Origin of the sequence: Prochlorococcus marinus str. MIT 9313 (assembly GCF_000011485.1) — a bacterium.
In the GTDB taxonomy this organism is placed as follows: Bacteria; Cyanobacteriota; Cyanobacteriia; order PCC-6307; family Cyanobiaceae; genus Prochlorococcus; species Prochlorococcus marinus_D.
The window spans coordinates 2361094-2374261 of sequence record NC_005071.1; the positions used below are offsets into that span (position 1 = coordinate 2361094).

General features: G+C 51.3%; 11 protein-coding genes. 8 read left to right on the top strand and 3 right to left on the bottom strand.

Annotation, left to right across the window (positions count from 1 at the left end; translation table 11 throughout):
* Positions 1 to 15 precede the first annotated feature (15 nt).
* Positions 16 to 1740: an urease subunit alpha gene (gene ureC, locus AKG35_RS11920; protein ID WP_011131600.1), complete on the top strand. Its 1725-nt coding sequence runs from the start codon at positions 16 to 18 to the stop codon at positions 1738 to 1740.
* Between the two features lie 42 nt (positions 1741 to 1782).
* Here ureC and cobA read toward each other — a convergent pair whose 3' ends face one another.
* Positions 1783 to 2568 (bottom strand): uroporphyrinogen-III C-methyltransferase, encoded by a 786-nt coding sequence (gene cobA, locus AKG35_RS11925; protein WP_011131601.1) that lies wholly within the window; start codon positions 2566 to 2568, stop codon positions 1783 to 1785.
* Positions 2565 to 3350: a CbiX/SirB N-terminal domain-containing protein gene (locus AKG35_RS11930; protein ID WP_236069600.1), complete on the bottom strand. Its 786-nt coding sequence runs from the start codon at positions 3348 to 3350 to the stop codon at positions 2565 to 2567. Before AKG35_RS11930 ends, cobA begins: the two co-directional genes overlap by 4 nt.
* Positions 3351 to 4045: 695 nt before the next feature.
* Here AKG35_RS11930 and AKG35_RS11935 point away from each other — a divergent pair.
* From AKG35_RS11935 to AKG35_RS11955, 5 genes are all read left to right on the top strand, one after another.
* Entirely contained in the window at positions 4046 to 5674 is a 1629-nt protein-coding gene (locus tag AKG35_RS11935) for a ferredoxin--nitrite reductase (protein ID WP_011131603.1), read from the top strand.
* A 52-nt stretch (positions 5675 to 5726) separates the two neighbouring features.
* On the top strand, positions 5727 to 5870 hold the full coding sequence (locus tag AKG35_RS11940; RefSeq protein WP_041384806.1) for a hypothetical protein: 144 nt from the start codon (positions 5727 to 5729) through the stop codon (positions 5868 to 5870).
* Positions 5871 to 5937: 67 nt separating this feature from the next.
* On the top strand, positions 5938 to 6828 hold the full coding sequence (locus AKG35_RS11945; protein ID WP_011131604.1) for a formate/nitrite transporter family protein: 891 nt from the start codon (positions 5938 to 5940) through the stop codon (positions 6826 to 6828).
* Between the two features lie 12 nt (positions 6829 to 6840).
* Complete coding sequence (locus AKG35_RS11950; protein ID WP_011131605.1) at positions 6841 to 7563, top strand: hypothetical protein; 723 nt, start codon at positions 6841 to 6843, stop codon at positions 7561 to 7563.
* A 449-nt stretch (positions 7564 to 8012) separates the two neighbouring features.
* Entirely contained in the window at positions 8013 to 9119 is a 1107-nt protein-coding gene (locus AKG35_RS11955; RefSeq protein ID WP_011131606.1) for an anthranilate phosphoribosyltransferase family protein, read from the top strand.
* Here AKG35_RS11955 and AKG35_RS11960 read toward each other — a convergent pair.
* The gene (locus AKG35_RS11960) at positions 9112 to 9597 is read right to left on the bottom strand and encodes a GNAT family N-acetyltransferase (protein WP_011131607.1); all 486 of its coding nucleotides are present in this window, start codon (positions 9595 to 9597) and stop codon (positions 9112 to 9114) included. The genes AKG35_RS11955 and AKG35_RS11960 overlap by 8 nt on opposite strands.
* A 21-nt stretch (positions 9598 to 9618) precedes the next feature.
* On the opposite strand from AKG35_RS11960, the gene AKG35_RS11965 reads away from it, so the two are divergent.
* Both AKG35_RS11965 and ppk1 read left to right on the top strand, forming a co-directional pair.
* Positions 9619 to 10926: a tetracycline resistance MFS efflux pump gene (locus AKG35_RS11965; protein ID WP_011131608.1), complete on the top strand. Its 1308-nt coding sequence runs from the start codon at positions 9619 to 9621 to the stop codon at positions 10924 to 10926.
* Between the two features lie 42 nt (positions 10927 to 10968).
* A complete protein-coding gene (ppk1, locus tag AKG35_RS11970; protein ID WP_011131609.1) occupies positions 10969 to 13107 on the top strand; it encodes a polyphosphate kinase 1 in 2139 nt (712 codons plus the stop codon).
* Positions 13108 to 13168 lie beyond the last annotated feature (61 nt).

Below are 13168 nucleotides of genomic sequence, written 5' to 3' on the forward strand. Positions count from 1 at the left end.
TTTCGCTGCATTGCTATGGCCTACCGGATCGATCGCCAGGCCTACGCCGAAACCTACGGCCCCACCACAGGTGACCGCATACGCCTAGCAGACACCGAGTTGATCCTGGAGGTGGAACGCGATTTCACCACCTACGGCGAAGAAGTCAAATTCGGTGGAGGGAAAGTGATCCGCGACGGCATGGGGCAATCCCAGCAATCCCGCGCCAATGGTGCTGTTGACACCGTGATCACCAATGCCCTGATCCTCGACTGGTGGGGGATCGTCAAAGCAGATATCGGCCTAAGAGACGGACGGATCGTTGCCATCGGCAAGGCTGGCAATCCCGACATCACTGACGGGATTGACATTGTGATCGGCCCAGGCACTGAAGCCATTGCTGGAGAGGGTCACATCGTGACCGCCGGCGCCATCGATAGCCACATCCATTTCATTTGCCCACAGCAAATCGAGACTGCCCTGGCTAGCGGCGTTACCACCATGCTCGGTGGTGGTACAGGTCCGGCAACAGGCACCAATGCCACTACCTGTACACCTGGCGCCTTTCACATCAGCCGCATGCTGCAAGCAGCCGAAGGCTTGCCGATGAATCTTGGCTTCTTTGGTAAAGGCAATGCCAGTACAGCTGAAGCTCTCGAGGAGCAAGTACTAGCCGGTGCCTGCGGCCTCAAACTCCACGAAGACTGGGGTACCACTCCAGCAGCTATTGACTGCTGTCTTTCGGTAGCCGATCGCTTTGATGTCCAGGTCTGCATCCACACAGACACGCTCAATGAAGCAGGTTTTGTAGAAGACACAATCCGAGCCATCGGCGGACGCACCATCCACACCTTCCATACCGAAGGGGCCGGTGGAGGCCATGCACCAGACATCATCCGTATCTGTGGTGAAAGCAACGTGCTGCCCAGCTCCACAAATCCAACCCGGCCTTACACCCGCAACACCCTGGAAGAGCACCTCGACATGCTCATGGTTTGCCACCACCTAGATCCAGCGATTCCTGAAGATGTGGCCTTTGCCGAATCGCGCATCCGTCGCGAAACGATCGCTGCGGAAGATATTCTCCACGACCTCGGTGCCTTCAGCATCATTGCCAGTGATTCCCAAGCGATGGGACGAGTCGGAGAGGTGATTACCAGAACATTCCAGACCGCTCACAAGATGAAAGTTCAGAGAGGCCCTCTGCCAGAAGATGCTGCCAATCCACGTGGCAGTCGTAACGACAACAACCGCATAAAGCGCTACATCGCCAAAGTAACGATCAACCCCGCCATTGCCCACGGCATTGACAACCATGTTGGCTCAGTAGAGGTAGGCAAACTGGCAGACCTGGTGCTCTGGAAGCCAGGCTTCTTCGGCGTGCGGCCAGAACTTGTCATCAAGGGCGGGTCAATCATCTGGGCGCAAATGGGCGATGCTAATGCCTCGATTCCAACACCTGGACCAGTCCATGGCAGACCAATGTTTGCAGCATTCGGCAAAGCCCTTGCCCCCAGCTGCCTCACCTTCCTGAGCCAAGCGGCCATCGAAACAGATCTTCCCAACAAGCTGGGGCTGCAACGTGCCTGCATTCCCGTTCTGAACACCCGCACGATCGGCAAAGCAGAAATGCACAACAACAATTCACTACCAAAAGTAGAGGTAGATCCACAAACTTACGAGGTGTTCGCCGACGGCGATTTACTCACATGCGACCCCGCAGAAGAACTGCCAATGGCCCAGCGATATCTCCTACTTTAAACGCTAAATTCAACATCTACCTTTAGGTTGCTAAGTAATAGATCAAGACTTGATCGGCATCACAACCTCAGCCGGCTGAGGAGCACACTCTGCAACCTGTTCATCAACTACTGCACCCACAATCACAATCGACGGCGCTGCAAACCCTTCGCTCTGCACCCTTTGAACCAACTGTTCCAAGGGAGCTTTGAGGTAGCGCTGACCTACGACAGTGCCCTGTTGAATGATTGCTGCGGACGTAGCTGGATCGAGTCCACCGGCAATCAACTCTTCGACGATATAAGCAAGGTTATGCAAACCCATATAAATCACCAGGCTGTCACTTGCGCTAGCAAGATCCTTCCAATTCACAGAAGGGCGCTGTTTGTCGATCTTCTCGTGACCTGTCACAAAGGTGACAGAACTACCACCACAACGATGGGTCAGAGGAATACCCACATAGGCCGGCGCAGCCATCCCCGCTGTAATCCCAGGGACCACCTCCACCGATACCCCATGACTCTGCAAATAGGCGGCCTCCTCACCACCCCGCCCAAACAAAAAAGGATCACCACCTTTTAGGCGTACTACACAGGAATGACTCTGAGCCAATTCAACAAGCAACTCATTTGTCTTGGACTGTGGAACCCAATGACGTTCTCGACGTTTACCAACAAAATGCCGTTCACAAGACTCGGGCACTAACTCGAGTACTTCCTTAGGCACCAGAGCATCGTGAACCAAGGCTCCGCACTGGCGAAGCAGACGATAAGCCTTCAGTGTGAGCAAATCAGGATCACCAGGGCCTGCACCCACCAAATACACAGTGCCAAAGTCCAAAGAGCTCATGGCAATGCAGCCAGCAAATCAATCAAACCCAATCGAAATAACTCAATCTCAAGTAGGGAAGTCATCACCCCACAATCGCGCAGCGTCTGCGTAATCTGGATTGGCGCCAAGGCGAGAAAAAGAGGCGTGGATGCCTCCTTCGCTGAAGCGACATCAGCATGCCAATCGTCCCAGGACAACATGGGCAACGCCAGCCGCTGCTGCAGCAAACTTAAATAGCGATGAGCAACACCCTGGCGAAGGGGATGGTGAACCAAAACAAGAGAGCCATCACGACAATCATGATGCTGCACCCACTCCTGTAACAATCGCCACCAAGAGGGCCAGGCACCCAAGAAAGGCACCAACCTGGTGTTCACACCCTGTTGCTGAAGTCGCTGACGAATCAACGGCACATCCTCTCGAACATGAGAACCAGGCAGCAGCAACAAAGGAACCAGCCAAATAGGATCTGCACTCTGCTCATGGCGATCAGTAGCCGTTAAGGCCTCTACCAGCACAGGTGTGCCACGAAGTTGCGCGACCTGCAGAGCAAAAGAACGCACACAAGAAGGAACATATCCACCAGCACGGCCATGCACGATCAAACGCAAAGCGCGCTTACAACCAACCTCCTCATGCTTTCGTAACAACGGCCACGGATCTAAGACATCCGAAACTGGTGAAGTCATTCCAGTCTTAATAGTCGACTGCAACCATGACATCCCGTCGCTATCGAACACAGTCGCAAACTCGGTTGAGGACGAGTGGTCGCCAAGGCAGACAGGGTGCAACCCGCTCAAAACGCTTTAACAGTGACTTCGAAAGGGATTTAGCTGCCATGAACCGTGTGTGGAAAATGCTCAGACAAGGCACAATCCGCTGGTTGGGAGAGATAGGCCGCCAATACTGAAATCACTTAAAATTTATACACAGCAGCCATAAAGAAAAAAACTTGTGCACCTAGATGTATCGATAAACACCAAATTTTGAATTTCACACAAATGCTCAGTTTTGTTCAATCTGATACCGCCAATACCCTCTTCCATCAGGCTTAATGACTCCATTCGCAGCCTGGCCTCACTCCTCAACACCTCTAGTTGCCAACATCAGCCGGGTTCAGAATGTACACAAAGACACCAATTCTTGAATTTCACACAAATGCTCAGTTTTGTTCAATCTGATACCGCCAATACCCTCTTCCATCAGGCTTAATGACTCCATTCGCAGCCTGGCCTCACTCCTCAACACCTCTAGTTGCCAACATCAGCCGGGTTCAGAATGTACACAAAGACACCAATTCTTGAATTTCACACAAATGCTCAGTTTTGTTCAATCTGATACCGCCAATACCCTCTTCCATCAGGCTTAATGACTCCATTCGCAACTTACCCTTGCTTCAATAATGGCAGGGCCTAAAAACCATGGCTATCGAATGCGCGAATAAAATTTAAACAACATGATCACTTCTTTTCAAGTTTAATTTCAACAAAATTTCATGGTTATTAGCTCTCCTGCGAAACAATTTCTACAAGGAAAGAAGCTCAACAAAATTGAGCAAAATAAAGCTTTTAAAGATGGCTTAGATGTTGGTGATGAACTTGAAAACTTTGCTCAGCTCGGTTGGGAACAGGTCGATAAAACAGACCTCGAACTGCGCCTGAAATGGTATGGAATGTTCTGGCGACCCAAAACCCCTGGCAAGTTCATGCTACGGCTAAGGATACCCAATGGTGTTCTCAATAGCCACCAAATAAAAGTAGTGGCCTCAATCGTGGGTCGCTACGGAGAAGACGGCAGTTGCGACATCACAACACGCCAAAACCTACAGCTTCGTGGTGTTTTACTGAGTGATCTTCCCGAAATCCTCAAACGTCTTGAAGAGGCAGGTCTCAACACAATCCAATCAGGTTTTGATAACCCACGCAATGTCACAGGAAATCCACTGGCTGGGATTGACCCTCTTGAAATTGTTGATACTCGCCCATACACAACTGAACTACAAAATTTCCTGACGAATCAAGGAAAGGGAAACCATGAATTCTCCAACCTTCCCCGCAAATGGAATACGGCAGTTGCAGGGGCCCGCGATAATTTCCTGCTCCATAACGACATCATCTTCCATCCAGTGGAACACGATGGGGTGATGGGTTTCGGCGTCTGGCTCGGAGGGATCCTCTCCTCGCAGATGAATGACTATGCGCTGCCTTTAAATGCCTGGGTTAAACCCAATGAAATCTGTCGGCTCACCGGCACTATTCTAACGTTATGGCGAGATAACGGTGAGCGCAACAATCGCCCTAAGGGCAGGTTTCGCATGTACCTCGACAGCGTGGGCATCGAAGCGTTTCGCACCATGGTGGTGGAAAAATTTGGACCGCTAACACCTGATCCCGGTTCTGTATTTGAAGACAAGCCACGCTCTTTTTACGGAATCCACCCTCAGAAACAAACAGGGCTTCACTACGCCGGCATGCATGTACCGGTTGGACGATTAAACGCAGAAGATCTTCAGGATCTTGCTAGCGCCAGTCTTAACTATGGCAGTGGTGAAATTCGTCTTACAGAAGACCAGAACATCATTTTGGTGGGGCTATCAACTACCAACCTCGACAAATTTCAAGCTGATCCACTGCTACAGCGTTTTCCACTTGAGCCCGGTTCCATTGCCGCCGGCACTGTCTCCTGCACAGGAAATACGTACTGCAGCTTCGCCCTTACAAACACCAAAGATCAGGCCATGGCAATGGCACATGAACTGGATGCAGAACTCATCCTCCCTGAGGAAATAAAAGTCCATTGGACTGGCTGTCCCAACAGCTGTGGCCAGGCCTACATGGGCGCAATCGGCCTCACAGGAACCAAAGCCCGTGCACCGAACGGGGGCCAAGGCATGGTTGAGGCCTATGACCTCAGCCTTGAAGGCAGGCAAGGGCCGGATGCCCAAATCGGAACACTGCATCGCAAAGGCATTCCTGGCAGCGAACTGAAAGACGTTCTGCGGGAATTACTGATCGAACGCTTCGGTGCTCAACCTCGTAGCCAACCGAAGCAAAACAGCGACCCTTTCTCAAACTTCATGAACTGGTTCAGCAATTTAGGCGAAAACAGCAGCCCATCCCCTTGAGCTGCGATCGCTAAACCACCGTTCTTAGATCAATCACCTATCAAGCCACACCATGCAATCGACTTCCCAAGCACGTGATCTTTTCTCTCGCTTTGTCAACTGGTTAAGCAACAGCGGTCACGACAAGCCTGCAATCAATCAAAAAGAAGGTGGCCAAGATGTCTTCTCACGCCTGATGAACCGAATCAGCGGCTGAAACCCTTAATTCCTTCCTTCAACACCCCACCCCAACGAGAACTGCCATGGATGTGAACACATCCCAAATGGACTACGTCCTGCCCAATGAACTCGTCGACGGCATGATTACTGCCGGCGGAAAAAAATCCAGTGTCAGCATTAAAAATCTGCTGGTACGTGGTTTCTATTCAGGAGCGATTCTTGGCCTAGCCACCTGCTTAGCCATCACCGTAGGAGTCCAGTCTGGAATGCCATTTCTAGGCTCCGTTCTCTTCCCCTTTGGGTTTGCCAGCATCGTGCTCTTCGGCATGGAGCTAGTCACAGGCAACTTCGCCTTATTGCCAATGGCAACCTGGGCAGGGAAAAGCACATGGCAAGCAACCTTCCGCAACTGGATATGGGTTTGGATTGGCAATTTCATCGGCTGTGCATTGGTGGCTCTATTACTCGCCACAAGCCTGACCAGCGCAGGCACAGTTGAGCCACTTGCGGCAGCCGATGGGGGCAAAGGTTGGGCCGTGATTGCCGCCAAGATCATGGCACTCAATAAGGCCAATGTCGTGGCCAAATATCAAGACCTAGGCAGCACTGGTTTCTTCCTCGCGTTCCTACGCGGCATGATTGCCAACTGGCTGGTTTGTCTTGGGGTCACGATGGCCTTGGTAAGCAAGAGCGTTCCAGGAAAGATCCTGGCCTGCTGGCTGCCGATCACAGCATTCCAAACCATGGGAATGGAGCACATCGTGGTGAACATGTTCCTGCACACCGCCGGACCCATGCTTGGTTCAGGAGTTTCTTTTGGCCAGGTAATCGTTTGGAACTTCATTCCAGTCACCCTCGGCAACATCATTGGCGGGATGGTGTTTATCGGCATGCTCTTCTACAGCACCCATCGCACCCAAATGAGCAACGTACTGCCGACGGTTCACGATGAGAAGCTGGAACGTGAACTCGCCGCCGAACTAGGCGCACGCTGATCTAGAACATTCATGAGCTTCGATGAAGCCGTTCTCTGGGAACGTCTCAATAAAGTAGGCAAGGCTCCTCTAGAACCAGACTGGCTGGGGAATGTTTACTGCCCCAGCCTTTCTGCTGATCTACGTAAAGCCTTAGCCGAAAGACTGGGCTTGCTTGGTAATGATGGCTGGGGAATATTAAAAACCCTGCTTAAGCAACATGGTAAGCAGTCTGAACTCATCCATGCAGCGGGCCTCTGCCATCAACCTGAGGCTCGAGACTGGCTCATCCAACAACTTGGTGATCAAGAAGAACTGGAGCTCGAGGTACTACAAGCAATGGCTTGCTGGGGAGCAATCGTGCCAACTTTGCTGATAAAAAGGATTTTCAGAGAACCTTCCCAAGCAATGCGCATGGCTGGTCTGGAGTTGTTGAACTTCAAGGCATACCAACTCAGCGATGACGAGCTGCTGAACCTCCTTGACGACCTCCTCAACGACATACGCGATCCAGTGGTGTTAAGCACCATTCGAATTCTGCAACGACGCGATGGTGTCGACATCAGCAACCGCATTGCCGAAGTGGCAAGAAAAGGTTCCGAAGCGACAACACGAGCAGCATTACTAGCCCTGGGCTGCATCGGCACATCCAGCAGTCAATCAAACCTGTTCAAGCTCAGCCAAAGTCTGCCGACTGATCTCCATCGAGACCTAGCCAAAAAACAACTTGCTCAGCAATACAGATCATGGCAATAAATCCATAGCCAACTGATACGCCAATATGGGTTATTGAATCAAAAAGAGGATGATGGCAATAAATGAAAACTGCAATCCAAGCAAAAGCAATCGTATCTGATGATTCATTTCATTGACACCAATCAACTACTGAAAAGCAGAACTACGGTGCCACAAAAAGCACTCTTACTGTTAGATGAATCTTCTATGCAAGATGCATGCCGAACCCTTGCAATCAAAAGCCCAATAATCAAATAAAAAATAGCATAAAACTAGTCTCAACGTTGATCAATACCCCAGCGTAAAAAACTTTGCAGATTCGAACCTTGCACTTAAAAATATAACTACGCTGAAATGCAAACAGCCTCGCTTTATCGTTGAAGTGATTCCTAAAGCCCAACAGAGCCAATTAAACCTATGCCAAGCAGACATGTCACAAGGATGTCTTAATCGCTACTCCACGCAGCTACATGACTACAGAAAGATCCAATGAGTTCCGGCAATCAATCGTGACCACATGCCCCGAATTATCCGGCCGTGAACGCTTCAAAGCCCACCTCAGGAAGGTGGGAAGTGGAGAGCAAACCAGTCGTGGCATGAGCCGTGAAGAATCGGCTGATGCCTTGCATCTCATCCTTACAGCCCAAGCCAGCCCTGCTCAAATTGGCGCCTTCCTCATCGCCCATCGCATTCGTCGACCCGAGCCCCAGGAACTCGCCGGCATGCTCGATACATACAGAGTGCTTGGACCCAAACTGAAATCAGCCAATGGCCAGAAACGACCCATTTGCTTTGGCATGCCATTCGACGGCCGCAAGCGAACAGCCCCGATTTATCCGCTCACAGCACTGGTCCTACTCAACGCTGGTCAACCCGTCGTCTTGCAAGGGGGGCAGCGTATGCCAATCAAATATGGCGTCACCACAGAAGAGTTATTCAAAGCCTTAGGGCTACAACTCCAAGGCCTATCAATAGCAAACCTAGAAGCTGGCTTTCAACAACATGGTCTGGCACTGATTTACCAGCCAGATCACTTCCCGCTAGCCGAAAGCTTGATCAGTTATCGCGACGACATCGGCAAGCGACCGCCTGTGGCCAGTTTGGAGCTGCTTTGGACAGCACATCAAGGAAAGCATTTGCTCGTCAGCGGCTTCGTGCATCCCCCCACAGAAGAGCGGGCCTGGAAAGCCCTTGCGCTAGCAGGTGAAACAAATCTCGTGACTGTGAAAGGGCTCGAAGGAAGCACAGACCTTCCCATCAGTCGAGCTTGCATCACATCCCGAGTTCAAAATGGCAAGCCAGAACGACTCATCCTCCACCCCCGTAACCATGGCTGCTTTAGCCAAGACGTTGAGTGGAGCAACCTGACGGAGTGGAGCGAGCAGGCAATGGAAGCTCTGCACAATCGCGGGCCATTAAGTCAGCCCCTCCTCTGGAATGCTGGTACCTACCTATGGTTAGCTGGCCTAGCCGACAACCTCGATGAAGGTATCGCTCATGCTGAAAAGTGTCTGCAATCAGGCTTAGCCCAAACCACGCTTGAGCAGCTCATTGCTTGGAGAGAAACCATCATTTGAAGCGAGCCTGTAGGTTTTTCGCCATGCGATAACGATCGAAACTCACACCTCCGATCTGAATCACTTCCTTAGACATTTCAATCCAGCCCCACTTCAACAGCAAAGGGTGACTACACAAACTGGCTTCCGTCACCAAGATTAGCTCTCCTTCCTGCAAGGCTTCAGCTTCTACCTGTTCAAGCAACGCAGTGGCATGGCCACAACGAGCAGACCGGCCCCGGCAATACAGCAACGCCAAACGATCAGAGGGATAACGAAGAGCGAAAGCCTCAACCTCGTCGTTCTCAAGACTCAACCAACCTCGTCCTTCAATCAGTGGCCGATCCAGAACTCCTGGTAACCAAGCCAAGGCTGCCCAAGCACTGATCTGAACAGGGGAATACAAGCCTCCCCCTTGAGATTCAATCGCATCGGCATAAATCTCCCTGACAACAAAATGATCAGTTTTTGTAAGGGGTCTTAAGCGGCGACAAGTCACAAGAGCCTGCCATTTAGATCAATGGCGTCAAGTCTCTATGGGATCGTGACATTCATCCTGACTCATTCCCAATTGCGCCGACCACAGATTCCCATCTTTCTCTGTGCCTTTGTCACTCTGTTGAACGATCGCCTAGGTGAAACCCTCTTACTGCCATTACTTCCATACCTCCCAGGACGCTTCACAGACAGCGGCACAATCCTGGGGCTACTTGGAGGTACTTATGCATTGGCTCAATTCGTCGTGGCTCCCCTAATTGGAGCTCTCAGTGATCGTTTTGGCCGCAAACCAATTTTAACCGCTTGCGTTGCTGGCTCAGTAGTAGGCCTTGGCTTATTCGCTATCACAGTATGGATTGACTGGAACATACTTCCAGCCGCTTGGATCGGCATTGTTCCCCTGATCCTTCTCTTCTCAGCAAGAATCATCGATGGCGTTAGCGGTGGAACAGCAAGTAGCGCCACAGCAGTGCTTGCCGACATCTCAACACCTGAGAGCCGAGCAAAGGCATTCGGCCTGATTGGCGTTGCATTCGGCCTCGGGTTCATCTTGGGCCCTTATATCGGTGGCCGCTTAGCAGAGATCAATATTGCTCTACCCGGGATAGCCGCCACAGCCTTCGCCGTCGCGAACCTGCTTCTTGTGATCTATATCCTTCCCGAAACACACCCGCCAGCAGCTCGCAATTCCCTACCAAGCAAAAGACAACTCAACCCGATCACCCAGCTAGCACAGATCTTTGCCAATCCATTAGTAAGCCGCCTTTGTTTCGCCTTCTTCCTGTTCTTCATGGCATTCAACGGTTTCACAGCTGTGCTGGTGCTTTACCTGAAGCAAGCCTTTTCATGGACAGTCGGTTTAGCGGGCCTGACCTTTGCAGTTGTAGGCGTGATCGCAATGGTGGTTCAAGGGCTGCTCATCGGTCCACTGGTTAAATCCTTCGGCGAATGGCGGCTCACCATTGCTGGCGTTGGCTTCGTCATTGCAGGCTGTCTGCTATTGCCCATGGCCAGTCAGCAGAATTCGATTTCTGTTGTATTCACTGCCGTATCGGTACTAGCCCTTGGCACAGGTCTAGTAGTGCCATGCTTGAGAGCCCTCGTCTCGAGACGCCTCGACAACGCAGGCCAAGGGGCAGTACTCGGTAGCCTTCAAGGCCTGCAGAGTCTAGGGACCTTCCTTGGGGCAGCGGCTGCAGGATTCGCCTACGACCAAATAGGCCCTCGCAGTCCCTTCTGGCTGGCCATCCTCGTACTAACGGGAGTTGTTGCCCTTGTTGCAGGAGGCCCACCTGCAAGCACAAGTAACACAACAATCAAACAATCATGATTGCTACTTTGCCTGGATAGTGGATCAACAAACTGGCATTCAATGAGTAATCCAGCAGTAGCTTCGGAGCACTACATCAACCGAGAGCTCAGCTGGATCTCCTTCAACGAAAGGGTCCTTGCTCAGGCACTGGATACGCGCACCCCGCTGCTGGAACAAGCCAAGTTCAGTGCCATCTTCAGCAACAACCTCGACGAATTCTTCATGGTTCGCGTGGCCTCCCTCAAAGCACAAGTGGAAGCCGGCATTACCAAAACCAGCGCAGACGGTCTAACCCCTCTTCAGCAGCTCCTCACGATCCGAGATCACCTTGTTCCTCTCATCGAGCAACAACAAGATCACTACCGTAAACACCTCAAAAACCAGCTAGTCGAGCATGGTGTTCACCTACTCGACTATGAGCAACTCAATCCAAAAGAACGCCTCTGGATTGACAATTATTTCCAAACAGCCATTTTCCCGGTGCTGACACCACTAGCCGTGGATCAAGCCCATCCCTTCCCTTTCGTTAGCAATCTCAGCCTCAACATTGCGACCCTGATCCTCGATCCGGAAACAGGCCAACAACAATTCGCCCGGGTCAAGATTCCACAAAAAACGATCCCTCGGTTTGTAGAGATACCTCCTGATCTAAGTGGCATCAATCCCAAACCAGTTCACACAGCAGTTCCATTGGAGCAAGTGGTGGCCTTCAACCTCAAATTGCTCTTCCCCGGGATGAAGATTGAAGAGCACTACTTCTTCCGAGTCACCCGCGATGCCGACCTTGAACTCAGGGACCTAGAAGCCGACGATCTCATGAGCGCCATGGAACAAGGCCTGCATAAGCGGCGGATGGGCGGAGAAGTGGTGAGACTCGAAGTGACAAACGAAATGCCCCAGAGAGTCGTTGAGATGCTGATTGAAGGTATGGCTGTTGAAGAAAAAGACCTTTATCGCATCGAGGGACTACTAGGCCTCGATGATCTATTCGGTCTCATGCGTTTACCTCTGGAACAACTCAAAGACCAACCCCACATTGGCCTGACCGCCAAAGTTCTCTCCCGCAGCCAGCGCAGAATGCTTGAAGACGAATCAATCAAAGAAGAAGAATTCAAAAGCATCTTCTCGGTGATTCGCCGCAAAGACATTCTCCTTCACCACCCATACGAACTGTTCGCGACCTCTGTAGAGGAATTCATCAATCAGGCAGCAGACGATCCCCTAGTCATGGGAATCAAGATCACGCTCTATCGGACATCTAAGGATTCCCCAATCATTGCGGCCCTGATTCGTGCAGCCGAACACGGAAAGCAGGTCATGGCTCTGGTTGAACTCAAGGCACGCTTCGATGAAGGCAACAATATTCAATGGGCCCGTCATCTAGAACGATCTGGCGTTCACGTTGTCTATGGCGTTTTAGGACTAAAAACCCACACAAAAACCATCTTGGTCGTTCGCAAAGAAAAAGAGCGCCTACGCAGCTACGTGCACATCGGCACAGGGAACTACAACTCGAAGACATCACGTCTCTATACCGATCTTGGTCTGCTCTCTGCAAGACCGGAACTCAGCCAAGATCTAGTCGAGCTATTCAATTATCTCACTGGCTTTTCAAAGCAACAAAGCTTCCGTCGACTGCTGGTGGCACCTGTCACCCTACGCAAGGGAATGGAATCACTCATCCTCCGCGAAATCGAACACGCCCGCGAAGGTAGAGGCGGACACATCCGCGCCAAGATGAATGCTCTGGTGGATCCAGCCATCATTAGCCTGCTCTACGAAGCTTCCCAAGTTGGAGTTCGTATCGAACTGATCATCCGCGGTATGTGCTGTCTCTACCCAGGACGAAAAGGATTCAGCGAAAACATCAGCGTGATCAGCATCATCGGCCGGTTCCTGGAACACTCCCGTATCTTCTGGTTTGCCAATGACAACAACCCAGAGGTTTATATCGGCAGCGCAGACTTGATGCCTCGAAACCTAGACAGACGCGTGGAAGCCATTACTCCAATTGAAGAACCAGAGCAAAAGGAACACCTAGAGCGACTGCTGAACCTCTACCTAAACGACAACCGCGAAGCATGGGATATGCAGAGCGATGGCAGCTTTTTACAGCGCCAACCCAATCCCAATAGTGAAGAACATCGTGCACAGCAACAGCTGATCAACCTTTGGCAACAAGGCATCCCAGCAGCGTGAAACTCGATGCCTCACGAGACCATAACTGTGAGAAAGTACTCTTTGCTACCTAAAAAGGAAT

Bases quoted from the DNA above. Each gene is read 5' to 3' on its own strand.
- ureC (WP_011131600.1), top strand. From the start codon at position 16: ATGGCCTACCGGATCGATCGCCAGGCCTACGCCGAAACCTACGGCCCC.
- cobA (WP_011131601.1), bottom strand. From the start codon at position 2,568: ATGAGCTCTTTGGACTTTGGCACTGTGTATTTGGTGGGTGCAGGCCCT.
- AKG35_RS11935 (WP_011131603.1), top strand. From the start codon at position 4,046: ATGGTTATTAGCTCTCCTGCGAAACAATTTCTACAAGGAAAGAAGCTC.
- AKG35_RS11940 (WP_041384806.1), top strand. From the start codon at position 5,727: ATGCAATCGACTTCCCAAGCACGTGATCTTTTCTCTCGCTTTGTCAAC.
- AKG35_RS11945 (WP_011131604.1), top strand. From the start codon at position 5,938: ATGGACTACGTCCTGCCCAATGAACTCGTCGACGGCATGATTACTGCC.
- AKG35_RS11950 (WP_011131605.1), top strand. From the start codon at position 6,841: ATGAGCTTCGATGAAGCCGTTCTCTGGGAACGTCTCAATAAAGTAGGC.
- AKG35_RS11955 (WP_011131606.1), top strand. From the start codon at position 8,013: ATGACTACAGAAAGATCCAATGAGTTCCGGCAATCAATCGTGACCACA.
- AKG35_RS11965 (WP_011131608.1), top strand. From the start codon at position 9,619: ATGGCGTCAAGTCTCTATGGGATCGTGACATTCATCCTGACTCATTCC.
- ppk1 (WP_011131609.1), top strand. From the start codon at position 10,969: ATGAGTAATCCAGCAGTAGCTTCGGAGCACTACATCAACCGAGAGCTC.